Raw genomic sequence first — 25,493 nt, 5'->3', positions numbered from 1 at the left:
TGGTGCCGTGCTGCGAAGAATTTTCGGTGGACGACAGCGAAAGCCGGCCACTCTCTCGTGGACGTACTCTTCCGCAATACCTATCTCTACTTTGACTGGACATAGCGATGCTTCGCGCTCGGCCAGGCTGCAGTCGGTTTTCTAATTAGCCGGAGAGGTCAAATTGAGCGGCTCTAATCCAGCGTCCACGGGTCCAGCTGGTCCTCGTTTCGAAAGCCAAGTGGGAGCTCATTACCTCTTGACCATGCTCGCCTCGGCTGAGCCGCGAGGGTTGCCGGGTACGGTCATCGATCGCGTGGCTTTTCAGCGGGGTGATGAAGGCTTCCCGCTGGATGATGTCATCGTCCATGCTCATGACAGGACAACGGGCGCCAAGGCAAGCCTCCAAATTCAGGTCAAACGAACAATTTCGTTTGCCCCTACAGATGCCGCGTTCAAAAAAACGGCAGAACAGATTGCACGCGCAATCGGTGCTACCTCTTTCTGGGATGAGCGCAATGAATTGGCGATTGCGACCGCCAGAGCGTCCCGGAAAGTCCATGGTGCCTACCAGGACGTTCTTCGCTGGGCACGCCAGATGGGATCAGCACTGGAGTTCTTCGGTCGCCTAAACAGGACAGGAGCTGGCAATGACGACATGCGTGCCTTCGTCCGAACGCTCCGTGATCACCTGCGTGAAGCCGGAGCAGATCATGGCGATGAGACGCTTTGGAAGGTTCTAGGCAGGCTTCAGATCCTGATTTTCGATTTTACAGCAGTTGGGTCTGCCAGCGAGGAATTATCTCGTGAGCGGGCGAGCCGTGTATTGGCGGCGGAGAAGGCTGATCAGGCATCGACCCTGTGGACGACGCTGATCTCAATTACGGAGGAAATTGCAGCCGATGGGGGCGATCGAGACTTTGAGCGTCTTTCGGCAGACTTGTCGCCCCATGGCCTAGCTGTTGCAGCGAATGCCAGACTAAAGAACGTCAGAGCAGCCATCTGGGAATCATCTTCCCTCGCGCTTGCCGATATCGACTACAGGATTGGCGATAGCACACTCGCCCGAACTGAACGGATTGAAGCCGTTAACTCAGCGCTTCAGAGTGGCCGCTACGTTGAAATTCGGGGCGAAGCAGGTGTTGGAAAGTCCGGTATACTCAGGCAGTTAGCCGAGCAGTATTCAATTGAAGGCCGCATTATTGTCTTGGCCCCGGGCCGGACACCACTGCGAGGCTGGCCGCAGATGAGGGTCGAACTAGGTTTCGATGGCAGCTTGCATGAGCTTCTATCCGACTTGGCCGCCGATGGCGGAGCAAGTCTGTTCCTCGACAATCTCGACTCATTCAGTGAACAGGAACGAAAAACCGTCAACGACCTCTTACGAGAGTCGTCGCGCATACCTGGTATGACGGTTATAGCGACCGCGCGTCGAAACTTTGGAATTGACGAGCAATCGTGGCTGGACGTCGATGCTATCAAGGTGCTTGATCCCGCAACACCTGTTATCATTGACGAGTTAAATTCCTCGGAAGTCGAAGAGCTTAGCGACGCTCAACATCGGCTCGCCTTTCTCCTGGCCGATAACCATCCGGCCCGCAAAGTCGTGCGAAATCTATATCGACTATCTCGCCAGATCGCTCAACCGCAAGGGCTGCCCATACCTACAAGCGAACTGGATATGGCCGAGCATTGGTGGAGATCTGCCGATGGTCCCAGGAACGAAGGGCATCGCCTCCGCGCCCGTGTGCTGCGTTCGCTCGCCAGCATGGCGATCAAAGGCGAGTTTGTTCTTGATGCCAGCAATCTGGACGCATCCGCCCTGGACAGCCTGGTGCGAAGCGAAACCTTGAGAGACTTAGGCAATGATCGAGTGGCTTTCCGGCACGATGTCCTGCGGGAATGGGCCATCGGCAACCTGCTTTCAGCCGATCCGCATTCGTTTGACGAGCTATCGCTCGGAAAGCCCGCTACTGCTGTAGTCGGACGCGGGGTCGAGTTGGCAGCGCGGTTTGCGTTAGAACGCGGCGAGTTCGCCGGCGGGTGGGGCAAGGTCCTTGAGCGGCTCTCGACCCCTGACATCCATGGCTCGTGGCGGCGCGCCGCCTTGCTAGCTATCGTCCATTCCGAGGCAGCGACAGAATTGCTTAGGCGAGAGGCCGGCACGCTGCTGGAAAACGATGCCGGTCTATTGCATGAGCTGATCCGAACGGTGATGGCCGTGGACGTCGAACCAGCTTCGTCTCTTTTCCTTCAGATCGGGATCAAGCCGGAACAGATACCGCCGGGCCTCTTTCTTCCCAACAGGGCATCCTGGCTGCATTTGATTCTGTGGCTTATCGATCTCGGAGCCAGTGTTCCTGCAAAAATCATCGATGACATCGCTGAGCTCTATACGAGCTGGATGCTTGCAACATTCGGGCAGGACCGCCTGACGCCAATCTTGCTTTCGTGCTTGCATAGATGGCTGGTCGATATCGAAGATGATGATCGCCAGGCGGAGCGTCAAATGAGCTACACAGGGTCATTTGGCTTCTTTGACGGCCAGCCCGTCGCAGAGAAGCTACGGACCGGGTTATTGCTGTTCGCATCGAAAAGTCCGGATCTTGCAATCGACTACCTCGAACGCATCCGCAAATACAAATACGATCGGGGTATCATAGCAGGATTGCTCAAATTTAGTGGGTCGCTCGCCCAGGCAGCGCCAAAGCAACTTGCCGAGCTTATGGCGGGTAGCCTGATCGCAGTAGAGCCAGAGGATCCGTTCGAACGGTCGTCGCAGCGCCTCGGGCCATTCACATATCTTGATAGCCAGTTCCTCCCAGATGGGCCGACGAGGGGACCTTTCCTGGAACTTCTGAGGCATTCGACGCCCGACGGCCTTGGCCTCGTCAAAAGACTGGTCAATCATGCGATCGCCTTCGGATCCGGTGGTCGGGATCCTGGCACCGATGGCTTTGTTTTGATTTTGGACGGTGAGGAACGTTTTTTTCCATGGCGCAACACATATCGGTGGTCTCGTGGCGACAGCGGATATTATGCCATGGGCTCCTCACTCATGGCGCTCGAAATGTGGGCGCATGAGCGCATTGATGTCGGCGATGATTTCGAAGACATCCTAAAGACAGTGCTGGGGCCGGTTGGATCTCCCGCTGCCTTCCTTTTGATTGCAGTCGATCTGATCATTTCCCATTGGCCAAAGTCGAAAGAGATCGCGACTTCTTTCCTCGCCAGTCCCGAGCTGGTCAGCTGGGATCGTAACCGCGTAGCCCGGGATAGTTTCGACACGCGCGATCTGTTCGGTCTGCGAGCCATGCGAAGTGACCCGGCAAGCCTTGCGGCGGAAGCGGCATTGAAGTCGCGCCCCTCGCGTCGCCTGCCGCTAGAGAGCCTCTATCACGACTACACAATCAACGGGCCGGAGAGCCTTAGGCTCAATCTTGTTGGGAATCTCCAGTTGGCGGCCCAACGGCTTGGCGCCCCGGAACCAACTGCAAACTTTGCGGACCCAGAATTCATGGTCCAACACGCCCTGAATTTGTTGGAACCTGCCAACTGGATTGAACAGGAGTTACAAGCGGAAGGTGGCTCGGTCACACGTGGCCGCCAGTACATATCGCCTGAAATCGAGGCAACACACATTGCCAGGATGAACGAGGGAGAGGCATCTCGGATCGAGCACGCAAACCTGAGTGCGCTTTTGACAATGGCCATGGATAATTCCTCCGGGACACCCATCGATCTGCCGTCGAGGGGCGTTGAATGGGCTCGAAAACAATCAACGATTACCGGGGAAACCGCATGCGACGACGACAGTGATGATGAGGCGTTCGTCAATCAGGAGGCGATCCGCGCAGCAGCGTTAATCCTTCTTCGGGACGGATCGGACGAACTGCGACAGAAGCATGGTGCTTGGGCCGAGGAGCTCCTGACCAAGGCACTTGGCGCCAAGGACGACGCGGCGCATCGCGTCCGTGGGGGTCTACGGTTCAACCCAGTTGCGACTGCGTTCGCGGGACTGGCCGAGCTTTATCTGCGCGATCCGACAACCGCGCGCGTTCGGCTGCTCCTTGATATCGCAGCCAGAGAGAGTCCCGCAGGAGCCCATGGCTTAGCGACTGTCATTGGAAAGCTCAATGTCCATGACGAGCGACTACCAAGGGCAATCCTCCGATGTGCATTGAACGCATGTATCAAGCCCATAAAACTTTGGGATGATCCGGACGAGAGTGAAAAGCAGCGCGCGGACTATGCCACACGACAGGCGGCTGTCGTGAACGCGGAGATTGCCTGGCTCAAAGGCGAGAATGAAACCGAACCGCAGTGGCCGGAATTTTCGACGGAAGACGAAGCTCGCGGCAATCGCAGGAACCGGCGGCGTCTGACCCTCGGAAAGGCGCCAACATCCGCGCCCAAACAGAGAAAATTTATCCGTGCGAGCACCTTTATCGATGACCAGGCTGCCGCGCTTTGGATGAGCACCCTACAGATTGTTACGGACGTCTCCAACATAGTGTGGGTTCGAGATCTTTTGTCAGCTTATAAGGATTTTTCAGCGTCGCTGAACGGAAAGGGTCTGGATACAGACGAAGAGCTATCCCGCACCGCCTATGAATGGAATGCGCAGTATTACCCGCTACTGGCGAAATCACTCGGCGGGCTCTCAATCTCCGAAGTCGGAGCTTTCTCACTCAACGACATCATCAGTCTTCCCGATGAGCCGTTTTTCGATGTCATGCAGGTGTTTCTGCGAGCTGTAGATCTCGTCTACTTCCGAAGTGGAGAGCTTGACGACGTTGCGCCAGAAATTCGTCGACAGCTCACAGAAAGGCTTATCGGGACAAGGGGGTGGGACCGTCACGTTGGACGGGCATCGGGCACGGTCGAAGTCCATCTCGGGCCTGCTCTCGCAACATTGCTGTTCAACGACTATGTTCTGACTCAAACATCCACCTATCTGAGACATGAGGATCTGGCACGCTTCAATCGTATCATCCCTCAGCTTCAGGATTTTCTCGCCAGGAGCCCAAGCTTCTTCACCGCGATTTTCACGATGAACACGCTCGAAGCCATGCCAGAAGCGAGCTTGCTTCCACTTCTCGTAGCTGGTAGCCGAGCATGGCTAACCGCTTATCCCGATAATGTTGACCTTTGGATTGAACGGAAGTTGGGGCAACGCATTTGCGCGTGGCTCGGCGAGATCCTGACCTCAAGTCCCAACGCTCTCGCCTCTGATCAACCCGTGCGAGACGAGGTCGACAACCTTCTTGCTCTCTTGGTGCGAGCAGGCGTTCCGGAGGCTCGCCAGTTCGAAGGTATTTTAGCGGGCGAATTGCCGAGGTAAACGCCTTTTTTCACCGCTGGACACTCAAACTTTGTAGCCCTTTGACTAGCGATTTCGATGGCAGTCCGAACTGGCGTTCAAGTCGGAAGCCGAAATGGATGGATGGAACAATGCCTTCGAACGCCCCTCGTCCATGTGTATGTGCGACTGGTGACATCCGCTATTTCCGCGCGGGACGTTGCCAGGCGTGCGAGGGTCACGGAATTCGAAATCAATCGAGAGAGAAGGTCCTTGATCACAATCGGGTTGTGCGACGGCCGACATTGGACGAGTATCTCGCTTTCGATGGAGCTCATTGTAAGAATATCTATAGGAGCCTACCTGAACACTGGCTTTGCCCAGGATGTTTACGCACAAAGTGCCAAGTTCTTAGATGGACCACGCTTTTCCCGAAAAACCCCGCGGCACGGAGCCCCGGTTGGGCAGGTGGGTATCACTCGCATCATGATCATTCTGGCGACAAATACCTCTGGAGCGGGACGCCTAGCTTGTTCACGCCGAGATTCGAACCGACCGTCATCTGTGAGCAATGCAACTCTGCGGATGCAGCCGCTAAGCGAAAACTAAAGCTTCCCTCGGAGTTTTCATTCTCCCCATTGGAGATCAAGCAATTCGTGACCGCATACCCACACGGAAAACACTTGATCGATTATCGCGTAGCGCTGTCAATCTACGCTGGCCTGAGCGGCTTGCCGTGAAGATACGTCTAAATGACACCCCATGCGCGAAACCTCCCCCTCCCCGTCATCTCTCGCAATCCCAATTCATCCACAATCCGCAGCGCCGCCCGCGGCGTGACGGCAAGCTCCTTCGCGATCATACCGGCGGAGACGAGCGGCCGCGAGATAACCAACTCGATCAACCCTGGGAGTTTTGACGAGGTGCGCTTCCCGACCAGTTTTCGCTCCATCATTTTTCGCGCCAGCGCCAGGCGATCATGTTCCTTCAGGCCGAGCTCCGCCGCGGCGCTGATACCGGCGAGCATGGCCAGCAGCCTGGTTTCGCGATCGCGATGCCGGCGTCGATCGACGGGCACAGTTTTGAGGCCAAAATTGAAGGCGGCCAGATGCGTCGCAGTCGTCAGCCCAGCCTGACGCAGGATCGATCCTGCGAGAAGCCGACCGAGCCAGGCCGCATGCTGCAGTACCGATAATTCATTCCATGCATCGAGGGCGACTACCGCCTGCAACGCCGCCGGCAGGTCTTGCATCTGCCGCAGCACGCCGCGCCACTCGTCGAGCCGCTCGTCCTCATCCCAGTCGAGATCGTAGACCATCGGATCCTTTTCGCGGCCGCCGACGCGGCCGGTCCGTTTTGCTTGTTCGATAGCAGCGTCCGAGCGGGCGAGCACCGCATCGATGGCAGCGAACTCGGCGTCGAGTAGAATACCGCTACCATCGCCGTCCTCCCCCTCCCCTTCTCCGGCCGACGCCATGTCCGGCTCTCGACCATCCACCTCAACAGGACTTCCGGGAGGAAGCTCGTCAGCGGCCGCCCCAGACGTAGTCTGGCCGCGGAGGCTGCGAAGACCGTCCGGCGACAGCGCCCAGCCGGGTGTCTGCGCGGCGATGCGCCGGCGGGTTTTCAGGACGTCGCGGGCGATTGTCAGCTCATGGGTCGGCGTGCGGATATCCTTCGTCGCGTCGTGCAGGACGAGGTCCTCGAGATGGACGAGTTCTCCGTCGATCCACAGCGAAGCGCAGGCGTCGGTGAAATGCGAGCGTTCGACAAAACCCTCACCGACCGGTGAACGGGCAATGCGCTCGTCCAGACGGGACAAAGCTGAGCCTGCGTCTGAAATCGGTCTCAGCAGGCTCTGGATGGGCAATTTGGCCAAATCGTAAGACATTGAAATCATGGTAAATGATTTGCTACACGGACACTAGTGAAGGATTTGTGTCCGTCACTGCATAGTTTCATGGGTCGAGGTCCTAACCATCGATAAGTAACCCTTATCGGAAGTGACGTGTACATATGGATTGTACGCGCCTGACAAACCTGCTAGTCTCGCCGGATCGGCAACAGGCGGAGGCAATCATGCCGCAAACCAGCTACAAGATCAGCGAGGCGCGCAGGAACTTCGCTGAGGTCCTCGAACGCGCCCACCAGGGCGAAGAAATCGTCATCATGCGCGGCAACGATGTTTACGCCCGCATCGGCCCGGCCGACCCTGCCGGTAAACGTCCCTTCGGCCTGTTGCGCCGGCGCGGCCTGCCCGACGATCTGTTCGATGATCAGGATGTCGAGCAGGCGGCGATCGACGCCGGCGACTTCAACGACGATACCGGCGTCTGGAAGGGCGGACCGGCCGGCCGCGAGTCCAAGGCATGAAGGTTCTTCTCGACAGCCACGCCGTCTACTGGTGGACGATCGGCAGCGACCGGCTTTCGTCAAAAGCCCGAATGCTGATCGAGGACAAGGCCAACATTATCCTGGTCAGCGCCGTGTCCTTCTATGAGCTGGACAACAAGATGCGCCTGAAGAAACTTGATTTGAAGCCGCAGGAATTGCGCGCCGCGGTGACGGCCAGCGGGCTGCAGGCGCTTGCCATCAGCGATCTTCATGCCGAGCTGGCGGCCTCCTTCGACTGGGATCACCGCGATCCCTGGGACCGGATTCTCGCTGCCCAGGCCCGGCTGGAGCATTGCACTTTTGTCTCGACGGATGTGGTCTTCGACGCGGTGCTCCATGAACGTGTCTGGTGAAATGCGCTGAAGATGAAGATCCTGGTTGAAACTACCGAGGCCGCGGAGCGGCTCGAGGAATTGATTGAACTCTCTGTGCGGCAGGATGAGATCCTGATCTGCCGCAAGGGGCGGCCGATCGCGGCGCTGACATCGATCGCCAGGGAAAACGGGACGATGGACGCGTTCCTGAGGCTGGCTGCCGAGGGCCGGGGTCCCCTCCGATGCGACCTCCAGCCACGATGATCTCTATGACGAGCACGGCCTGCCCAAATGAGGGCTGTGAATTGCCACGCTCAGCAACCCGACACGATCGGGGAGAGGATTGTTATGGAAGACCGAGTGAGATTTGCCCTCGAAAAACTGCTGAATGTCGCCCATGAGGATACCGGACAGGGCCGGCGCGTCGCCAACTTCCTGCTCGCCTGGTGGAACGCCGAGGAGCATGGCGGCTTCGATCTGACCGATCTCGCCAATGTCGATCCTCACATCGGCGAGGACATGGCGACGATCTTCACCTTTCTCGCCCGCGAAGAGGATGTCGTCTACCCCTATGATTACCGCGGCGAGATCGAAAAGATCATCGCCCGCTGGCGGCCGCAGAGTGAGACGTCGCGATGAAGGCCGGACGCGCATCCGCCGTCGACCGCCGTGCCGGGGAACTCGACACCATCGCCGCTGTCCTGCCGGCCGATCGCCGCGATGAACTTGCCGAGCTGCTCACCGATCAGGATATCGGAACGCTTCGCCATCTCGTCAACGAGGGCATGGGCGACAATACGCTGCGGGCACTGACCTCGGACCTCGCCTATCTGGAGGCCTGGGGGCTGGCCGCCACCGGAAGCCCCCTCCCCTGGCCGGCCCCCGAAGCACTTCTCCTGAAGTTCGTCGCCCACCACCTCTGGCGACTCGAACAACGTGAGGTCGAGCCAGACCATGGCATGCCGGCAGCCGTCGAGCAGAGCCTTCGCGATCAGGGCTTCTTGCGATCAAGCGGACCCCACGCACCGTCCACCGTGCGCCGGCGGCTGGCGAGCTGGTCGACGATCACCAAATGGCGAGGCCTCGAAGGCGCTTTCACCGCCCCTCCCCTCAAGTCGGCAATCCGGCTTGCGGTAAGAGCCGCCGCACGGCCGCGCAAACGCAAGAGCGCCAAGGCCGTGACCGCCGACGTGCTCGACCGCATCCTTGCCACCTGCCAGGGCGATGGCCTGCGCGATCTGCGCGACCGTGCTCTGCTGATGGTCGCCTTCGGCTCCGGTGGTCGGCGGCGAAGCGAGGTTGCCGGATTACGCCGCGACCAGATTACCGTCGAGGAGCCGGTGGAATTGCAGGATGGAACGAAGCTTCCCGCGGTGTCGATCCAACTCGGACGGACAAAGACCAGCGATGGCGACCGCGAGGAGGTCGTCTATCTGACCGGGCAGCCGGTCGAGGCCCTCAACGAATGGCTGGCGGCCGCCCGGATCTCCAAGGGGAGTGTGTTTCGGGCGATCGACCGGTGGGGCACAGCCAGCCGGCGGGCGTTGGATCCGAAGGCGGTCAACGACATCGTGAAGCGGCGGGCGAAAATGGCGGGGCTGGAGCCTCGCGAATTTTCGGCGCATGGCCTCAGATCCGGCTATCTCACCGAAGCCGCCTTGCGTGACATTCCGTTGCTCGAAGCGATGGACCAATCCCGTCATCGCTCCATCCAGCAGGCATCGAGCTACTACAACAGCGCCACCCGGCGCAGCGGTCGTGCGGCGCGGCTGATTTGATTGACTGCAAAATCCGAGGTACGACCTCCCTGTTAGCGGCACTGACGATCCTTCGGACATCAGCGACAGCGAAGACGACGGGTAATTATTCGCCGCTGCCTTGCGGAGTCCCGTCGTTGTACCTTACGAATCGTAACGGTCAGATTGAGCATGGCGGATCGAGAATGGCCTACAAATCAGCAAAAGTTGATCTCAGGAAACGGTTCGAAGCGCGTCAAAGACAGCGCGCCGCGGAGGCCGCGGGTCGCAGGGAGCGGCAAAGCATCGAAGGGCGACAAATGACGCTTCCATGGAAGCGGAAATCGGACCCGTTCATGCTCCGGCGATATGTGGAAGCTGGGGCATTGATTGGACAAATTCTCCTTTCCTGGCTTGTGGTCGCGATCTTCTGGGGTGCGTTTCCCGCTTCTTGGCCGACCATCGGGCTTGCGATTGCCGTTGCGATCTTCACTCTGCAGTTGACCTTTTTTCTCGGCCAAGTCCTCCTCATCAACGGATTGGAGGACTGCCATCTTGAGACTGCGGATCGGCTGATTGCTATGTTTCGTAGGAACCGTCGCTGAGAACGGCATCTTACACGCTCTGACGCGACTGGGCTTTGCCCTCCACAGGCGACGCTCATATTGCGGCACGCCGACGGCTTTCATTGCCTTGGAAAGAGCACAGGCCGATCTGCTGCAAACGTGCATCGACGCATGGAAATCTCCCTCCCCGGCTATCATATAGGGTCCCTAACGTCCCCGTCGCATCGCTCAGACTTGAGCGCCGAGCGGCAGAAGACGACCGGGGCGCCGGTACCGGAGGCCGGGCGGGGACAAATTCGGTTCACAATAGGAGTTTAAAGAGGCTCCAGCAAAAGTGGGAGAGGGAATGGATAAGCCCTGGACGATCAGCTGCGGACCGATTGCGGCAACCGACGCGGATATACGGAAGGCGGAGGTGATCAACTCGCTCCTCACCCGCCCGATCGGTATTCTTCCGGCAGCGCCAGGCGATCCGATCCGGCCGTTTGCCATCGGGCTCTTCGATGAGATACGTCCGCTTCTGAAACCCGACGTGGGTGTCACCCGGCTGCGCCGCGCCGTCGGTGCGTTCGTCCACACCAGACGGTATTATTTCGCGAGCGCCCAACCCGATTCCATGCGACACGATATCGACGGCAACCCGGTGGAGCCGCTCTCCGCCGCCGACAGACTGGTCGCCCAAAAACGCTTTCTCAGCCTGAAGCGGAGGGACGTCCAGGATCACCCGGCCGATGCCGAAACTGCACCACCTCCGCCTCCGAACAAGACCGACAGGATTCGAGCGACTCTTCTCGGTGGCACGAGCGCAATGGGCCGGACCGTCAGCTGACACGCCGGGCCACCGCTCCGTTAGCGCGCAGCAGTGCCATCAGCATCGGGCCGAGCGCGAATTCCCCCCGTTCGGCCCGCCGTGTGAGATCGCGTAGATATCCACCCGCCGAGTTGATGTGCCCTCCCCGTTCGAGAATGCAGGCCAGTACCGTCGCGGCATTTTCCGGTCCCATAGTCGCGCAGGCCTCCTCGTAGGCCGACGGACTGACCCCCAGCATCGAACGAACGACAACCGCGGCCGATTGCAGATCGCGCCAGTTGTTGATCGCCCCTCCCCCCGGCAGGTAATCTGAAATTTGCGGGCAGGCTTGCAGCACCAGGCCGAGCGGGAACGATTTCAGGCTGCCGCGCTCTTCCGTCCCTCCCCTCTCGGTCCTCGATTGTTTTCGTCGGGTTATCGGGCCTTGCGGTTCGGCTTGGTCGTCGATGTGGACCTCGGATTTCGCGCCTTGCTTCGTTTCGAAGCTTGGTTCAGATTCAGAGTTAGAGTCGGGTTTTGAATTCTGTATATGCCGCTCATTTTGATAGGCATTGCCGCTTTGATTTTGTGCTTTTACCTGATTTTCCAGTTTGTTAACCACGTTTTCGCGGAGAAACTCCATCTCATCCAGGCAGCTGCGGAGTTGATCTACTGTCGGAAGCCGCGGAAGACGCTGCACAAGGCTACGAAGATCCTCGCTTATCGCCACCCAGTCACCGGACACACCTTCGTCAAGCGCTGCCTCGACCAGCTTTGTTATATCACGCCGGCAGAGTGTTAGCCGCTCCTTCAGCCGCAGCAAAAGCAGCCGTTCAGCCACCACGTCCGCCGCCAGCCGCTGGATCTCTTCCGATCGGGCCAAGAGAGGTGCCAGGGAGAAGCCGAAAGCTTCATTGATCTCGCCGGCCCTATCCTTGTGCGCATAGCGCTTGCCGTTCGGGCTGTCCTTCCGGATGATCAAGCCTGCTTCGATGAGAGCGGTCAAGTGTCGCCGGATCGTCTGTTCCGCCATGCCGTGCGTGCGCAACGACAACTCGGCGTTCGAAGGAAAGACGATGAGTCCGCGCTCTTCAGCCAACTCCCTGGGGGGATAGCAACTCAACAGCGCATTCAGCACGGCGAGCGCTCTGTCCGAAACCCCGAGCAGAGGCCTGGCCTCACAAAGCGCCCGATAGAGCTTCCATTTATCGACCGACTTTTCCGGTTCGATCTCACACGACGCGACCTGACTTGCAAACATGCCAAGCGTCATCGGCCGCCGCCCAAAGGGCGTCGTCACACTTCCACTCTCCATTTTCCTTCACCTTCGCTAAGGCAAAAGAAGTCAGCTCGCCAAAATGACGCTCAAGGACTCTTGACTGTGAGTCGGGGAAATGCGATTCTCGATCTTGTCACAGATAACGAGAGAGGCTTCCACGACGGCGACGTTTGGGGGCCTTTTTCTTTTGCGCGCTAGTCTCCTTGTTTCATTTCTGATGATCGGAACGCCTCGTAGAGGCTCTCCAGATTAGCGGTAATCCATGCACCAAACGCTGGCCCTTTCGGCGCTGACAAAACCAAAGTCGTAGACTTGCCTGTCGCTTTCTGTGCGACCGTCACTGATTTGTCTTCGGTCGTCCACAGCCTGCGCGGCTGGACATTGGAAGCCTTTTTTACGGGCTTCCTCGCCCCCTTGGTAAGGTGATCGAAAAGCAGGTCGAATTTCTGTTCCAAAGGCGCGGTCGCGAACTCTTCTTCCTTTACAAAGGACTCAGCCGCTGCCTTGTTCTTTGGAATTTCGACGAGCTTGCGCATCTGAAGCCACCGGTCGCGGCCAACGCCCTTGGCAGGCCCAACTGCCGATATCACCTCAGGCGGGATTGCTTTGGGAATGGTCAGCATTTTCGACAGAGTCTGATAGTCCAGCGACAAAGCCGCCTGGATCGTCTCGCGACGATAGCCAAGATTCTCCAGGCGATCCGCAAATGAGACACGCTCGATGAAACTCAAGTTCGCTCGCGCCGAATTTTCCTGGCCTTGGCTTATGACGTGGCTTTCGTCGTCAATCTCCTTGACGATTGCGCGGACTTTCCGGCCAAGTTCCCTTGCGACGCGAACACGTCGATGCCCGTAGACGATCATATAGCGGTCTGGTGACTTCGGGTTTGGTCGAACCCGAACTGGAGTATCTTGACCCTGTGCCTTTATGGCTTCGAAGAGTTCGCGATAATCATCATCCTCCTCATCGGTCATGCGGTCTGAGATGAACGATCGGTCGAGAAGCTCCGGGTCGAGTTCAACAATGGCCTCGCCGTCCGCCACTTTCGCCGCCTGCCGCGCGAGCTCGTCGATTGAGCTCGAAATGGATTTCGAGGCCCCGAAGCGGCGCGGGGCAGGGGAGACCTCAGCGGTGGCATCCTCTGTCGAGATATCCTGCATCACCCGGTCGAAAATATTCTTTCTTGCCATTACCCGTCCTCAGAAGAAGCTAACTATCTGTATAACAGCGCTTTTTTTGGGATTTAGACTGCAGTCTATTTTATCCTGCCCCAAGCCTCATGGATAAGTTCGCGGATTTCGCTGTTCACAGCCTCCATCGATTCCATCGCCCGATCGTATGTGGCGCGGTTCATCGCGGATCGCTCCACCTCATACAAGGTCTGTTTTGTAAGCCCCGCGTCCGAGATCGCGGTCGACTTCAGCATCTCGTTTTTGAGCATCTGGGGGGTCAGCATTGACTGCATAAACCCTACCATCTGCGCCTGCGGCAGGTCGGTGGGCTCGTACCGAGTAATCAGATAACGAAACCAATCGAGGTCAACATCGCCGCCCGCCTGCTTTACGGTCTTGATAATGTCACCGAGCATCAACAGAAACTGGGACATCGACATGAGATCCAGCATCTGCGGATGGACGGTGATCAAGACGGACGTGGCGGCCGACAATGCTGTTAGTGTCAGGTATCCAAGCTGCGGGGGGCAATCGAGCACGACGACGTCATAGCGCGCGTCAACCTCGTCCAGCGCGTTGACAATCCGATTAAAGAACAGCTTTCCCTCATTGCCTTTCTGCATCGCGAGAGGCGTGTCGTACTCATATTCCTGGAGTTCCAGGGACGCAGGAACGATATCGAGGTCCGGAAAGTTCGTCGGTCTTATAAGGGTGGAAATGGGAGCCCGACTGTCGTCGTACCTGATGGCTTCATAGATCGAGAGATAATGATCGAGTTCGGGTTGGATGCCATATAGCGCCGACAAGGATGCCTGGGGATCGAGATCAATCGATAGGACCCGATGACCCGTTAACGCGAGATGCTGGCCGAGATGCGCTGCTGTAGTCGTCTTGCCAGAACCACCTTTGAAGTTGACGACAGCAATGACCTGGAGCTTCTCGTTCCCGCGGCGGGAGGGAACATATTTTTTCACTTCGGAGCGCCCGTTCTGATCGAGCCATCGCCGGAGCTCTCGGATCTGTTCAGCCGAATAGCTTCGCCGACCTCCTGCATGCACAGTCGGCTCTACACCTTTGCCTTCCAGGTGCAGTTTCTTTAGATTGCTCGTGGAGACACCAAGAAAGTATGCTGCCTCAGCCAACGAGAATTGACGCAGGGTCTTCTTTGCGTCCGGTGGGAAGTTTTCGATCCGCAGCTGATTCAGCCTTCGGGAGATCTCTCGGCCCTGTGCAAGGATCGTGTCGTCAAACCCAACCTTCGTCTGGGCGGCCACCGCGTTCATCAACTTTCCCCAAATAACGGCATTTGGCCAGAATTGGCCCGAATGCCGTCATTATCCGCGATTCTCTCCATCGCGCAAGGAATTTAAGGTTAACGGGCAGGTAAGATTTTGAGAAGGGGACGAGATATCGCTGCGGAGTTATCCCACAGCGAGCTTCATCGTCGGGGGAATCACACCTTTTTGCGCATGACACCGGATGGCTTGGGGTCGACTATCCCAGCGCTCAGCTCGATGAATTCACCCCGAAAATGCCATAGAAATTGAAACTGACTACGCGCCGCTTCTGTACCACGAACCGTCGCGATCAGACAATCGAGGTTGTCTCTTCCGCAACCGACCACACGTTCTGATCCGGCAATTTTCGCAGAGCGCGAACGGGTTTATCGCGAATTCATGAACGCGAACCTTCCGATCTGCGAGAGCCGGAGGTTGTCTTAACAAAAGCCCGCTCTGTGAGCGTTTGCTGAACCAAATTGGCTCTGGTCAAAACCAGCACATCAGCATAAAACCGCGCAATCTGTATTGGCTTCTATCCAAATTGGCACCCAAGCGGGTGATGCCAGCAGATTGTGATGTGAGCATAATGCCGCGAGCGATTGAGTCTAAAGGAGGGTCGGTGACGAAGGATCTGACGAGCTACAAAATTTCACGTGGTCTGGTGGAGACGACCGATCCCGAACTTGAAAACAAGCCGATCTGTCGGCGACCGGGCTTCGACGGCATCACAAGCCTTGGTGAAATGGAGGAGAGGATCTCGGCCTTTCTAAAACGGGCGAGGGAACGCGAGGGTCTGACCCGCGGTGAGCTCGCGCCGATGCTTGGCCTATCGGAGTCGGTCTACGGACGATACGAGCGGGCGTTCTCAAAAATGACCGTCACGCGGATGATCCACCTATGCGAACTCCTGGGCTTCACGCCGATGGACATGATCTTCGACGCGGCGCCGCATCTTTGGGGCCGGACGGAGGAGGAGGCGAGGGACCGCCTGACAATTGCCCATCTCCTGCGCAACATACCCACCGACACGCTTCGCGACCTTATTCGCATCCTCACGAAGCTCGCGCCCGAAGACGTCGAAAAATCCGCGTCCAAATCAGACCACGGGAGTGACCGGGGATAAAGCAAGCGAAGTCCGGCGCGCCGAGAGAATCTCGTCCTCGCGCATGAAGGTTGGCCCCGACCAGAGGGAGCGCGCTCGATCAATCGCGCGGATCCCATTCGATGATCGCCTGCAGGGTTGGATCGTCCTGGCCCGGGAACCGGCCCAGATTGGCGTTGTAGCCAATGCGCTTGAGTGACAACGTCCTGTATGGCTTGCCGGCTGCATTCTTCTTCTTCCAAATGCCGCCGATGTCTATGTCATGCCCGCGAGGCGACCGCGCATAGACGCGGTGCGTTGGCGCATCGGGGTGTTCGGAAGCGAAGGGAACGACTTTGATGTCGATATCGCGGTCGATTGTCGAAATGAGGCCCTTGCCATTTGCCACGTCAAAGTCGTCGGAATCGAACTGGATGAAGTTGGTCGTGGTCATGTCTATCATTCCTCCGTGCTGGTTGCGATGGTCGTTGCGCGGTCAGAGCGGCGTCGCGGCTGAAGGCAGCCTACGGCCCGGAGCAGCGCGATGTCTGGTGCGCGTCGGTGCAAGGCACTGAAATTTCAGGAGCCCCCGTCTAATGTCGCGGCGAGGGACGGGCCACCGATGCCCGTTCCAACGATCGGGGAGGGGGATCTGACCAGGCTTGTCGGCATCATCATACGTGCCCTTCAACGATGCTACCTCCGATGGCGCGCCAATATTAATCACGATTTTTCATCGCGCAACGATTTTTCAGCCATTTAAGGACTAATCGCGAAGCATATTGGCGCGCCAGTTGGTCTTAGTTCAGCAGACGGGTTGATCAAGGGCTCGACCAGCTCCGATGGCGGGCAGCAAGACCGAACACAGATCGGGCCAGGTGCAACCGGCCGGTGGCGGCGCGTGCGGTCATCGCCCGCAGATAACCCCCGGGCGAGGTGACTTCGTGGCGGTTTGTCTTTTCGAGGGTGATCGCCACCGCGACCGCGGCCTGCCGCTCGCCCATGCTTTCGACGGCGCGGCGTCGGGCATCATCGGAGATCCCCGCGAACCGGCAGAGAATTGGCGTCAGCCGCGTGAGTTCGGCCCAGCGTGTCGGGCTATAGCCGAACTCCCTCAGCGTCGGCGCCGCCGCCAGAAGGTCCCGCAATGCGACGGCGTCTTGCGGCTGGTTCCGCAGATCGTTGACCTGGTCGGACGGCTGCTTCAGGCTTTCTTCAAAAGCCCATTCGTCGGCGGAGCCGGCATCTTGCAAACGAGGTTGTTCGGCGGAAGCCGAACGCCGTTTCTCGTTACTAAATGCAGATTGATGAGGGGTTGTATTCTGTCTGTGCATGTCGTTTACGGCATTCGGGCATGTCATTTTTCCCGGCTCGGAAGCTGGATCCAACACTCGACGTGGGATCCTCATCAGGCGGTCGACGAGCCAATCCAGCAGCACGGTTGCTCGGCGTAGCGTTTCGCTCGTGGCTTTCGGAGCGAGCCCGACGAATTTGGTGAGGCGTTCGATCCGGCGTCCTATCGTTTGAAGAACCATCTCAGGAAGACCGGTCGCGGCAACAATCGCGTGGCGGGCGGTGCGCAGCGCCCCCCGGTACCGCCGCAACGCGGCGTCGACCGCCTTTTTCTCGACCCGCGCCTTTTTCACCCACTGGTCCAGTTCCGCATATCGCGCGATCAGGATACGCAGATCGATCCCGCATCCATCCGTGATTTCACCTTCTCCGTTTCGCACCGGATAGCGCTTGTAGTTGCCGCTGTCCTGCATGGTGATCAGACCGACGTCGAATAGCCTCGACAGCATTCGGCTTACCCGGCCGGCCGAGCGGCCGATCTCGAAGGCGAGCTGCCGGTTCGACTTGAACACGATCGGGATTCCTGACTTGTCGAAAGCTTCCGCCGGCGCCGTATTGATGAGTGCCACGAGAAGATGACTCTCACTCCCGTTGATCAGTCCTGTGCAGGTCAGGGTCTGGGCAAGCATGGACAGCTGCGCGCGCGTCACGGACCCTACTTCGGTTGACCGCGCACGCCGGCTGAATTCGGCGCGCAAAGGGGTTATTCTGCGACCGGCCGGTCGCAGATCATCGATGGCGTTGCCCATCGTTCTCGTCTCCTGTTCAGGGACCAGGCAAAGCTTCGCCGTTCACCGAAAAGGTGCATTTATCGTTGACATGGAAGAGAGGATCTGCAAGAAACGGATTGGCTTATTGTTATCTTGCAGATTCCCGCTTCCGGACTTGTTCGGGAGCGGTTTCTCTTTTCTGGGCCGGGTTTCTCTTCTCCGTAAACTTGTTAAAATAGCTATGGTGGAATCACGCTCCGATTCTACCAATCTCGAAACCATACCTTCGCAGCCAAATTGGCGCAACAATCGGCAACTCATCCCAAATTGCCAACGGGACCACCTGCGTATTTCAAGTAATCTCAGGACGTATCAAGCTGCCCTTGCGTCTTCGATGTCCGTCGGCATCGTTCTGATCAGAGCAATTTGGCGCGAGATCACGATTATTTCTGATTGAGAGGGCGGGGAGGGGTGCTTGAGGGGAGGGGGGCTATGGGGCCTCCCCTCAACCGTAAAAAGGGCCGGTGCGAACCAGCCCTTGCGACGACTTCCTGATGTGGTGTGGGCCGCTAGAATAGCCGCAGCTGACCGTTCTTCTCGACGGTGGGTGTCTGCGGCTCCCGGGTCGGCAGCGGCGGTTTGACGGCGACCGTCGCGGCACCCGTGGGAAGGGAACCGGATGTCGCGTCCGTCCCACCGTCCTGCAGGGCTGCCGCAAGCCTCGACGACCAGCCGCCCATGACGTGCGCCATCGTGTGCCAGTCCTCGCAGAACCGCATAGCCAGAGTGTCTCCGATGATGACGGTTGCCGGGATGTGGAGAAGCGAGAACTGGATATAGGCCATGTGGACAGCGCGTGGGTCGATATCGACGGCGGTCACATGAAGAAGCTGCTGATAGTTGAATCCTGCATCGAGAACGGCCTCGGCAAGAGCGATAATCATGGCGCCGCTGCCCACCGCTGGCTCGTGAGCAATGAGAAAGCCTCTTCTCTCGATCGACTTTCTCATGTCCTCGGGACTTCCGGCCACCATTCGCGCCATCATCTGGCAAATCGGATAAGGCGTGAAAAACTGGCCGCGTGCCTTGTTGTGCAATTCCAGCGCATGGAACGTCGCACCCAGAATGTCATGCGGCTTCTCTTCCAGCGCCATGACCACTTCGCCCATGATCTTGGAGAAATCGCTCATCGTTCGGGCATCATATCTGTTGGCGATTTCGAGATAGCGAGCTTCGCGTTTTTCAAAATGGGCGAGATCGACGGCGTTGCTCATCGAGATCGCGGCGCATTCGCACCAGTCACCGAAGACGGTGTAGAGGTCGTGCTTGTAGCGGCAGCTTTCGAACAAATTGACGATGGAGTTGAGGCGGGCGGAGGTCATGGGATCACCTGAAACGGAAGGGGGCCGCAAGGCGCGCTTCGCCGTCGGCAGTGGATAAGGCGGCCGATCTGTTTGCGGCACGATCATCGGGGAGAGTGGGTGAAGCAGGCCGCGCCGAAGACTGGCGCGACCTGCGGCGACCGATTATTCGGCTGCGTCGGAAAAATCGTCGTTTTCGATGTCCGGCTGTTCATCCACATCGAACGGGCAATCGTCGCCCTCCGGGTAGGAGAGACCGACCTCACCACTTTCCGAAACCGGCTCGATCCTCAGAAGCGCAGGCAGCCAGCCGGTTCCGGCTACCTGCCGTTCGGCAAAAGCGGCTGCGTCCGCCTTCTTCATGCCGGATATTCCGGACGCAAAATCCGCGCCCTTGGCTTCGGTCACGGCCTGCACCATTCCGGTCTTGCTGATCCGCCCGAAATAATTGTCGGCGGTCGGCTCGAACCATAGCGTCATGTCGATCTTGAGCGCCCGTGCCAGCCGTTCGGCGTGCGCCCGCTGCACCTTGCGTTCAAAGTGCGGGAGTTGCAGGGCATTGACCGATCTTGCGGCTGCATAGGCAAGCAAGTCGAGAAGCGTCGCGGTCGGCTGCTCAAGGCACCAATCCCAGAGATGGCGGGGATTGCCGGGAACGGTGTGGCCGTAGTTTTCTTTGAGATCGTCCATCGCCGCGATGCCCTTGCAAGCAGCGGGATCCTTGATGCTGGTTTCGAGCCGTTCGCTCTTCACCTTCACCTCAAGGCATGTCTCGTCATTGCTGCCATAGCTGTTGAACAGGTCCGTCAGCATCGCATGCACCACTGCGGCAAGCGCGACCTCGGGATTGTGGGCGAGCTCTGCGCGGATGATCGCGGTCTTCTGCGCTGTCAATTCCTGCACCATCGCGGCCGAAAGCGAGAAGACAGGTTCCTGCTTCTCCTCATCCTGCCGTGTGACGGGCTCATCGATGCTGTCCGCACCCTCGGCTTCGTCGTCCGCCTCGTCCGGTTCATCTTCTATCCGGATCAGCCCGCGCTCGACGGAGAGATTTCCGTAATAGTCCATGAGGACATAGCATCCGGCCATGGCCAGGCCGTCGGGGTCATAAGCCTCTGACGGCTCCATGAGGGCTGCCATTCTCGCCTGAATGGCCTCGGCGCGGGGCTCGGCCTCGTCGTCGGCAACGCCTGCCTCGATCATTTCCTCGATTTCGGCATATTCTTCTTCAAGCCGGTCCAGTTCCGCCTGCTGTTCATCGGTAATCGGCACACTGGCGGGATAGAGGCGCGACATGTAGTGCGCCTCTCGCGGAAGCTCGCTCACGCACTCCACCCATTTCCACCCTTCGGCGCGGATCTTTTCGGCCTCGGCCTCAAGCTTGTCCGCCATCAGCTTTTCGACAAGGCCGACGTCGAGGGCATAGCCGCTGTTCCGTTCATCGAAAAGGTCACGTTTGACGGTTCCGCCTGCGGCTTCATAGACGTCAATCCCACCAATGAACTTGATACGCTTGTCGCTGGCCGTGATGGCGTCCGATTGCAATGCGGACCTGATCGACCGGCGATCGCGGTTCCAGGACGGAAGGCTGTTCCAGACCTCAACCTGTTTTGCGTGGTCGTCGGAGACGGTGAAGGCGGAGAGCTGCTCGAAGCTCATTTCCTCGTTGCGATAGAGGTCGAGCAAGACGGGCGAGACCCGCGCCAGCGCCAGACGTTTGCGGACCTTGGTTTCGGACGTTCCGAAGCGGGCGGCAATGTCCTCGACGGTCTTCCCACCATCAGCCATGACCCGGAAAGCCTCATATTCATCGGCCGGATGCATGGCCTCGACGCTCGTGTTTTCGATCAAGCTGATTTCGGTCGCCTCGGCCTCGTTACGTTCCTTGCATTCGACGAGGTAGTCCTTGGCGATTTCTCCCGCCTCGGCCAAGAGGGAGAGGGCGGCAAGCCGGCGACCGCCGGCGGTCACGAAGAACCGACCCCTCTTGTCGCCCTTGCGGACGATGAGGTTATGCAGGAGCCGGTAGCCATCGGCCCGAATGGTCGCGGCCATCTCGGCGATGCCTTCCTTGCTGTAGGTTTTGCGGACGTTCTTTGGATCGCGGTCCAGCTTGTTCAGTGGCGCGAAAAAGGTTTCGGTTGCTGCTTGGTTGTTGGTCATTGTCTGTCTCCTGGATTTGCCGTTTCCCGAAGGGCAAGCCCCCTCGGGCGAAGCCTTCCCGGTCTTTCCGGGGGAATGGCCTCTGACATTCCCCCGGAAAGAGGGGGGAGGGCGAAAGCCCGCCCCACGGCGGCGAACGGGGCTGTCAAGCGGCGTGGAGCGGAAGGCGGAGAATCTTCTCGGGTCCGCTTGCGGACTGGAGCGGAAGATTCCCCGCCTTCACGGGCCGCTTGACTGGCCTGGGCGGCGATGTCATGGGGCGGAAACAAGAAGTGCGGCCCGAAACGGGCCTCAATGCCGGGTGCGTGAGCGCCCGCTGGACAAGCGATCGTCACCGGGATCGGCGGAGACGGCCTAAAGCCGGCTCCGTGCCATCGGCATAGAGCGCGGCCGGCCGGAACGGGCGGTGGCCCTATTCCCATCAGCAGCAATCCGATGTTGATGGAACCGCGCCGCAGCCACACCGCGGCGGCCTGATGCCGGTCGCCATGGCACCGCTGAAGGAATTGAACGCCGGTCTCGAGCAGCGAGATTGCATCAACGAGAAAAAAGAGCGACGATCGTGATGTTTCTCAAGGTGCGAGGCCGAACATATGAGCGAACGGGATGTTGAGTTCGCGGACGAGGTTCCGTGGTCTGAGGATTTCACGGACTACGACTGGCAACATCGGGTCGCCTATATCCGGCTGCTGGATGCCAAGGCCGATGGTGCCGATTGGGAAGAGGCGGCTCGGATCATTCTGCACCGGGATACGGAGGCCGACCGCGAGCGCAGCTTCCTGTGTTGGGAATCCCATATGCAACGAGCCGAATGGATGACGCATACCGGCTACAAGCATTTGCTTGGCGATGGGCATCGGTTCGATCGCCGGTTCTTCCACTAAGTGCCATTAGCTTGCTGGCCGCGCCGACGGACCTGCAACGACAGGCGCAGTCCGGAAGATGAAGGCGTTCGAGAAATCGGCATAGCACCGGCCGGAGGCGAAGAAGGAGCAGGGTTGCACCATCACCGTGGCGGCACCTGCGCAGTGAAAAGTCAGAGCATGGGCAAGTTTTCAGGCCGCCAAATCAGGATTGCGACGGAAGACGATGAGGGGGCTGTAACAAAGCTATTGCGTCAGATCTGGTGGGCGAATGGGCAGCCCGAACCAGAGCAGGCCGAGCCGACCGACGATTATTTGCGCAGGATCGTCAATGGCTGCACGATTTTCCTTGTTGAGCAAGACGGCCAGGTTGTCGGAATGAACGCGATTAGGGTTCTCGATGCCACGGGGCATGAGGGCGCGACTTTTCAGAAAGCTGCCTTCATAATGGCGATCGGCGTGGATGAAACGAAGCGACGGCAGGGGTTCGGCGCGGCTCTGGTCGATCATATGTCGCATTGGGCTGAAACCGAGAAAATCGATATGGTCAGCTTGAATGTCGCCGCCAGGAACGAAGCTGCCCGAGCGTTTTACGACCGCATGGGGTTCGACGTTTGGTCGCTTCAGATGGGGCGGAAAAAACGTTCAGCGATAAAGACGAATTACCATCCTGATTTTCTAAGGATGGATGATATTTTTCTCACCCAGGTTGCTGCCATAGCGCTCGTGCCACCCAACGGGTGGGTCCTCGCCATGCTCGCGGCGGAGCCGCTGCGCGTGGCTCCGGTCCCGGCCGAGGCCACCTTATGGCCGGCGCTGCGCGCTACGGCATCCTGACGGTGTCGGGACGAGGGCATCGCCCTCGCCGCGGCGAGAAATGTTCGCCGGCGCGGCCGTCGAACAAGGGGCATGATTATGGACGACACAGTGGAAACTGCGCTCATCATAGGTGGAACCGGAATGCTTCGGGGGGCCACGCTGTGGCTGATCGCCCGTTCTCGAAAGACAGTACTGGTTTCCAGGAGAGCCGGCCAGTTCCGAGCAAACGGGATCGTCCATGCGATTGATGCCGACTGGAATGATCCCAGGTTCTCTGCAAAGGTCCGGGCCGCCATAGAAGACGGTAGTGAGATCGCCAACGCTTTGCTTTGGATTCATGATCCGGAGCCGGTTTTAGCTTGGCTTATGCCGTTGCTTTCCAAGGCGCGCGTGGTTCTCGTTCTCGGCAGCATGGATGGTAGTCCCGAGCTGATCGAGTCTGCGGGCAATGTTGCTACGGTGCGCCTCGGAGGTATGCCCACAGCAAGCGGGCGGCGCTGGTTGACGAATGCTGAGATCAGCGCAGGTGCGATCGAAGCTCTTCAGACCGGAAAATCCGGTATCGTCGGCGAACTCGCCGGGATTCGGTAGGTAGCAGATTTCGGGCAGACCGTCCAAAAACCCAGGCGCAAGCTAACCTTCGGAATCACTGTTCGAGTTTTCGGACGGGCTGCCCGAAGCTCGCGACACCCGGACGATCACGCTGCCTCTTTTACTCGGATTTCAATATCCAGATGCGCTGATGCAGCGATGTTGACCAGCGCGTCAAGCGAGAACTTGGCGAGTTTGCCGCGCAGCAGATCATTGGTGCGGGGGCGCGTCAGACCAAGCCGCTTGGCGGCCTCCTCCTGCGGAACGTCCCAGCGGTGGACTGCCTTACGGATTTCGTAGAGCAGCGCCGAGCGCGCCTTCAGGTTCGCGGCCTCCTGTTCCGTGTCCGCCAGAGCATCCCAGACGTTTTCATAGATTTCTACGTTCATCGTTCTGCCTTCCATCGTTTCAGCCGTTGGGCCGCCAAATCAAGGTCTTTCTTTGAGGGGGCCTGCGTCTTCTTCTGGAACGCATGCAGTACCAGAACGCGATCCTCTACTGTTGCCAGATAGATGACGCGGAACGCTCCCGATGCCTCACGAATCCTGATTTCTCTGACGCCTGGCCCCACGGCCTGCATAGGTTTCCAGTCATCGGGGTCGTCGCCGCGCTGGACAAGTTCGAGCTGCCAGCCCGCCTCTACACGCGCATCGTCGGGAAACGACCGAACATCCGCGCGGCTGCTTCCAAGCCATTCAATTGCCTTCATGGGCAAACTGTATCAAATCCGATACATCTTGGCTAGGGCATAAATCACTCGCGAATGTCAGAAAAATGGCGAGGGCAGTTGACGTCAGTCCAGCGATTTGAAGAGCGCAGGCCGGATTTCGGGAATTCTCGTCGCGCAGGAGCAGAAGAAGGGCAGCCGCAAGAGGGTCAGCATAGCGGCCCGAAGAGAAAGCCCGGGCCGACATGGGATAATTGCGGGTCAGTGTGTGTGTTATTGGCAGCGATGGCAAGATCGTTTGGCAGGGCACACGTCCTTCGGCCCCGGAGGGAATTTCAGAAGCGATCAAGGCCAAGGCGCTGAACGCGATCCGGATAGGACTGGAGAGCGGTCCGCTTTCACCTGGCATTGGCACGCGCTCAAGGCGGAAGGATTGCCGATCATCCGTCTGGACGCCCGCCACGCGAAGGCATCCTTGAACATGCAAATGAAGACCGCAAGCCTGTTCTGCGTTCTCATCTTCACGCCGCTCGCCGCCCTCGCCGAAATTGCCACACCTTTCGTGACAAGGGAGGAGGTTCGCTGGCGCAACCGCAACAGCGACATGCTATTCGAGGTCGACGTTGGCTGGGAGGATGTCCCTTTCCTGCTGCTGGTCCTGAACCGGATACGATCAACGATTGGCCGGCGAACAGCCAAGGAAGAAGAAACGTCTGACACCGCGTCAAGTGTGTCGCCTATTGCATGATCGATCGTGCGGCCAGGTCTCGGCCACGCTCAGCTCAGACTGAGCTTCCGGGATTGGCCGCCAATCAGTTCATCCAGGTGGATGCGAAGATTGTTGCTGATGCGATCGATCGCGCTCAAGCGCAGGTTCACGGAGCCATCCAAAATGCCGAGATAGTCGGATTCGGTCAGTTCGCATAGTCGCGCCAATTCGGTCACGGTCATTCCCCGCTTTTCTCTCTCCCGCTCCATGGCCAACGCCATGTTTCGCAGGACTTTGGTCTCCAGAGTGTTTGCCATGAGAGCGAGCCTCCTGTTCCGACACGCCGATTGTACACTTGATCGCC

General features: G+C 58.6%; 24 protein-coding genes. 13 read left to right on the top strand and 11 right to left on the bottom strand.

The genetic code is table 11. The features are described 5' to 3' along the window. Nucleotides 1–238 precede the first annotated feature (238 nt). Nucleotides 239–5,323 (top strand): NACHT domain-containing protein, encoded by a 5,085-nt coding sequence (locus tag QEO92_RS32795; RefSeq protein WP_227705937.1) that lies wholly within the window; start codon nt 239–241, stop codon nt 5,321–5,323. A gap of 706 nt (nt 5,324–6,029) precedes the next feature. Here the strand turns inward: QEO92_RS32795 and QEO92_RS32790 are convergent. Further along, on the bottom strand, nt 6,030–7,181 hold the full coding sequence (locus tag QEO92_RS32790; protein ID WP_210058854.1) for an RHE_PE00001 family protein: 1,152 nt from the start codon (nt 7,179–7,181) through the stop codon (nt 6,030–6,032). Nucleotides 7,182–7,360: 179 nt separating this feature from the next. Here QEO92_RS32790 and QEO92_RS32785 point away from each other — a divergent pair, with 179 nt between their 5' ends. The 7 genes from QEO92_RS32785 (at nt 7,361) to QEO92_RS32755 (ending at nt 11,120) form a co-directional block, all read left to right on the top strand. Beyond that, complete coding sequence (locus QEO92_RS32785) at nt 7,361–7,654, top strand: type II toxin-antitoxin system Phd/YefM family antitoxin (RefSeq protein ID WP_210058852.1); 294 nt, start codon at nt 7,361–7,363, stop codon at nt 7,652–7,654. After that, entirely contained in the window at nt 7,651–8,028 is a 378-nt protein-coding gene (locus QEO92_RS32780) for a type II toxin-antitoxin system VapC family toxin (protein ID WP_210058851.1), read from the top strand. The genes QEO92_RS32785 and QEO92_RS32780 overlap by 4 nt, the downstream gene beginning before the upstream one ends. Before the next feature lie 12 nt (nt 8,029–8,040). Continuing rightward, nucleotides 8,041–8,253, top strand: a complete 213-nt coding sequence (locus QEO92_RS32775) for a type II toxin-antitoxin system prevent-host-death family antitoxin (RefSeq protein ID WP_407722205.1) — start codon at nt 8,041–8,043, stop codon at nt 8,251–8,253. A gap of 84 nt (nt 8,254–8,337) precedes the next feature. Next, nucleotides 8,338–8,628: a DUF7673 family protein gene (locus QEO92_RS32770; RefSeq protein ID WP_210058850.1), complete on the top strand. Its 291-nt coding sequence runs from the start codon at nt 8,338–8,340 to the stop codon at nt 8,626–8,628. Continuing rightward, nucleotides 8,625–9,767, top strand: a complete 1,143-nt coding sequence (locus QEO92_RS32765) for a tyrosine-type recombinase/integrase (RefSeq protein ID WP_210058849.1) — start codon at nt 8,625–8,627, stop codon at nt 9,765–9,767. The genes QEO92_RS32770 and QEO92_RS32765 overlap by 4 nt, the downstream gene beginning before the upstream one ends. 116 nt (nt 9,768–9,883) lie before the next feature. Next, on the top strand, nt 9,884–10,330 hold the full coding sequence (locus QEO92_RS32760; protein WP_227705936.1) for a hypothetical protein: 447 nt from the start codon (nt 9,884–9,886) through the stop codon (nt 10,328–10,330). Nucleotides 10,331–10,637: 307 nt separating this feature from the next. Then, nucleotides 10,638–11,120 (top strand): ProQ/FINO family protein, encoded by a 483-nt coding sequence (locus QEO92_RS32755; protein ID WP_210058847.1) that lies wholly within the window; start codon nt 10,638–10,640, stop codon nt 11,118–11,120. Here the strand turns inward: QEO92_RS32755 and repC (QEO92_RS32750) are convergent. The 3 genes from repC (QEO92_RS32750) to repA form a co-directional block, all read right to left on the bottom strand. Beyond that, complete coding sequence (gene repC, locus QEO92_RS32750) at nt 11,113–12,396, bottom strand: plasmid replication protein RepC (protein WP_210058846.1); 1,284 nt, start codon at nt 12,394–12,396, stop codon at nt 11,113–11,115. The two genes, QEO92_RS32755 and repC (QEO92_RS32750), sit on opposite strands and share 8 nt — an antisense overlap. A gap of 158 nt (nt 12,397–12,554) precedes the next feature. Next, nucleotides 12,555–13,550 (bottom strand): plasmid partitioning protein RepB, encoded by a 996-nt coding sequence (repB, locus tag QEO92_RS32745; protein ID WP_210058844.1) that lies wholly within the window; start codon nt 13,548–13,550, stop codon nt 12,555–12,557. Nucleotides 13,551–13,615: 65 nt separating this feature from the next. Beyond that, complete coding sequence (repA, locus tag QEO92_RS32740) at nt 13,616–14,815, bottom strand: plasmid partitioning protein RepA (RefSeq protein WP_210058843.1); 1,200 nt, start codon at nt 14,813–14,815, stop codon at nt 13,616–13,618. Nucleotides 14,816–15,431: 616 nt separating this feature from the next. On the opposite strand from repA, the gene QEO92_RS32735 reads away from it, so the two are divergent. Beyond that, nucleotides 15,432–15,935 carry a helix-turn-helix transcriptional regulator gene (locus QEO92_RS32735; RefSeq protein ID WP_210058841.1) on the top strand — a complete coding sequence of 168 codons (504 nt, stop codon included), beginning with the start codon at nt 15,432–15,434 and terminating at the stop codon, nt 15,933–15,935. Between the two features lie 79 nt (nt 15,936–16,014). Here QEO92_RS32735 and QEO92_RS32730 read toward each other — a convergent pair whose 3' ends face one another. The 4 genes from QEO92_RS32730 to QEO92_RS32715 form a co-directional block, all read right to left on the bottom strand. After that, the gene (locus tag QEO92_RS32730) at nt 16,015–16,347 is read right to left on the bottom strand and encodes a DUF736 family protein (RefSeq protein ID WP_210058839.1); all 333 of its coding nucleotides are present in this window, start codon (nt 16,345–16,347) and stop codon (nt 16,015–16,017) included. Between the two features lie 367 nt (nt 16,348–16,714). Beyond that, entirely contained in the window at nt 16,715–17,995 is a 1,281-nt protein-coding gene (repC, locus tag QEO92_RS32725) for a plasmid replication protein RepC (RefSeq protein WP_210058838.1), read from the bottom strand. Between the two features lie 530 nt (nt 17,996–18,525). Beyond that, a complete protein-coding gene (locus QEO92_RS32720; RefSeq protein WP_210058836.1) occupies nt 18,526–19,338 on the bottom strand; it encodes an N-6 DNA methylase in 813 nt (270 codons plus the stop codon). A gap of 144 nt (nt 19,339–19,482) precedes the next feature. Further along, the gene (locus QEO92_RS32715; protein WP_210058834.1) at nt 19,483–21,480 is read right to left on the bottom strand and encodes a ParB/RepB/Spo0J family partition protein; all 1,998 of its coding nucleotides are present in this window, start codon (nt 21,478–21,480) and stop codon (nt 19,483–19,485) included. A 593-nt stretch (nt 21,481–22,073) separates the two neighbouring features. Between QEO92_RS32715 and QEO92_RS32710 the strand changes: the two genes are divergently transcribed. The 3 genes from QEO92_RS32710 (at nt 22,074) to QEO92_RS32700 (ending at nt 23,753) form a co-directional block, all read left to right on the top strand. Then, a complete protein-coding gene (locus QEO92_RS32710; RefSeq protein WP_210058833.1) occupies nt 22,074–22,364 on the top strand; it encodes a DUF2285 domain-containing protein in 291 nt (96 codons plus the stop codon). A gap of 159 nt (nt 22,365–22,523) precedes the next feature. After that, nucleotides 22,524–23,180 carry a GNAT family N-acetyltransferase gene (locus tag QEO92_RS32705; RefSeq protein ID WP_210058832.1) on the top strand — a complete coding sequence of 219 codons (657 nt, stop codon included), beginning with the start codon at nt 22,524–22,526 and terminating at the stop codon, nt 23,178–23,180. Nucleotides 23,181–23,258: 78 nt separating this feature from the next. Continuing rightward, nucleotides 23,259–23,753, top strand: coding sequence for a Rossmann-fold NAD(P)-binding domain-containing protein (locus QEO92_RS32700; RefSeq protein WP_210058831.1), 495 nt, complete (start codon nt 23,259–23,261; stop codon nt 23,751–23,753). Between the two features lie 107 nt (nt 23,754–23,860). On the opposite strand, the gene QEO92_RS32695 is transcribed toward QEO92_RS32700, so the two are convergent. Further along, nucleotides 23,861–24,142: a helix-turn-helix domain-containing protein gene (locus QEO92_RS32695; protein ID WP_210058830.1), complete on the bottom strand. Its 282-nt coding sequence runs from the start codon at nt 24,140–24,142 to the stop codon at nt 23,861–23,863. Continuing rightward, a complete protein-coding gene (locus tag QEO92_RS32690) occupies nt 24,139–24,462 on the bottom strand; it encodes a type II toxin-antitoxin system RelE/ParE family toxin (RefSeq protein WP_210058829.1) in 324 nt (107 codons plus the stop codon). Before QEO92_RS32690 ends, QEO92_RS32695 begins: the two co-directional genes overlap by 4 nt. A gap of 391 nt (nt 24,463–24,853) precedes the next feature. On the opposite strand from QEO92_RS32690, the gene QEO92_RS32685 reads away from it, so the two are divergent. Then, nucleotides 24,854–25,168 carry a hypothetical protein gene (locus tag QEO92_RS32685; protein ID WP_210058828.1) on the top strand — a complete coding sequence of 105 codons (315 nt, stop codon included), beginning with the start codon at nt 24,854–24,856 and terminating at the stop codon, nt 25,166–25,168. Nucleotides 25,169–25,197: 29 nt separating this feature from the next. Here QEO92_RS32685 and QEO92_RS32680 read toward each other — a convergent pair whose 3' ends face one another. After that, nucleotides 25,198–25,446, bottom strand: a complete 249-nt coding sequence (locus tag QEO92_RS32680; RefSeq protein WP_210058827.1) for a helix-turn-helix domain-containing protein — start codon at nt 25,444–25,446, stop codon at nt 25,198–25,200. Nucleotides 25,447–25,493 lie beyond the last annotated feature (47 nt).

The organism is Neorhizobium petrolearium (assembly GCF_029854435.1).
In the GTDB taxonomy this organism is placed as follows: Bacteria; Pseudomonadota; Alphaproteobacteria; order Rhizobiales; family Rhizobiaceae; genus Neorhizobium; species Neorhizobium petrolearium.
This window is presented reverse-complemented; position numbering and strand designations above follow the sequence as displayed.

Coding starts and splice junctions, on each gene's coding strand:
- QEO92_RS32755 (WP_210058847.1), top strand. CDS start 10,638: ATGGATAAGCCCTGGACGATCAGCTGCGGACCGATTGCGGCAACCGAC.
- QEO92_RS32705 (WP_210058832.1), top strand. CDS start 22,524: ATGGGCAAGTTTTCAGGCCGCCAAATCAGGATTGCGACGGAAGACGAT.
- repA (WP_210058843.1), bottom strand. CDS start 14,815: ATGAACGCGGTGGCCGCCCAGACGAAGGTTGGGTTTGACGACACGATC.
- QEO92_RS32765 (WP_210058849.1), top strand. CDS start 8,625: ATGAAGGCCGGACGCGCATCCGCCGTCGACCGCCGTGCCGGGGAACTC.
- QEO92_RS32695 (WP_210058830.1), bottom strand. CDS start 24,142: ATGAACGTAGAAATCTATGAAAACGTCTGGGATGCTCTGGCGGACACG.
- repC (WP_210058838.1), bottom strand. CDS start 17,995: ATGGGCAACGCCATCGATGATCTGCGACCGGCCGGTCGCAGAATAACC.
- QEO92_RS32770 (WP_210058850.1), top strand. CDS start 8,338: ATGGAAGACCGAGTGAGATTTGCCCTCGAAAAACTGCTGAATGTCGCC.
- repB (WP_210058844.1), bottom strand. CDS start 13,550: ATGGCAAGAAAGAATATTTTCGACCGGGTGATGCAGGATATCTCGACA.
- QEO92_RS32720 (WP_210058836.1), bottom strand. CDS start 19,338: ATGACCTCCGCCCGCCTCAACTCCATCGTCAATTTGTTCGAAAGCTGC.
- QEO92_RS32680 (WP_210058827.1), bottom strand. CDS start 25,446: ATGGCAAACACTCTGGAGACCAAAGTCCTGCGAAACATGGCGTTGGCC.
- QEO92_RS32775 (WP_407722205.1), top strand. CDS start 8,041: ATGAAGATCCTGGTTGAAACTACCGAGGCCGCGGAGCGGCTCGAGGAA.
- QEO92_RS32700 (WP_210058831.1), top strand. CDS start 23,259: ATGGACGACACAGTGGAAACTGCGCTCATCATAGGTGGAACCGGAATG.
- QEO92_RS32715 (WP_210058834.1), bottom strand. CDS start 21,480: ATGACCAACAACCAAGCAGCAACCGAAACCTTTTTCGCGCCACTGAAC.
- QEO92_RS32790 (WP_210058854.1), bottom strand. CDS start 7,181: ATGATTTCAATGTCTTACGATTTGGCCAAATTGCCCATCCAGAGCCTG.
- QEO92_RS32710 (WP_210058833.1), top strand. CDS start 22,074: ATGAGCGAACGGGATGTTGAGTTCGCGGACGAGGTTCCGTGGTCTGAG.
- QEO92_RS32690 (WP_210058829.1), bottom strand. CDS start 24,462: ATGAAGGCAATTGAATGGCTTGGAAGCAGCCGCGCGGATGTTCGGTCG.
- QEO92_RS32785 (WP_210058852.1), top strand. CDS start 7,361: ATGCCGCAAACCAGCTACAAGATCAGCGAGGCGCGCAGGAACTTCGCT.
- repC (WP_210058846.1), bottom strand. CDS start 12,396: ATGGAGAGTGGAAGTGTGACGACGCCCTTTGGGCGGCGGCCGATGACG.
- QEO92_RS32780 (WP_210058851.1), top strand. CDS start 7,651: ATGAAGGTTCTTCTCGACAGCCACGCCGTCTACTGGTGGACGATCGGC.
- QEO92_RS32730 (WP_210058839.1), bottom strand. CDS start 16,347: ATGACCACGACCAACTTCATCCAGTTCGATTCCGACGACTTTGACGTG.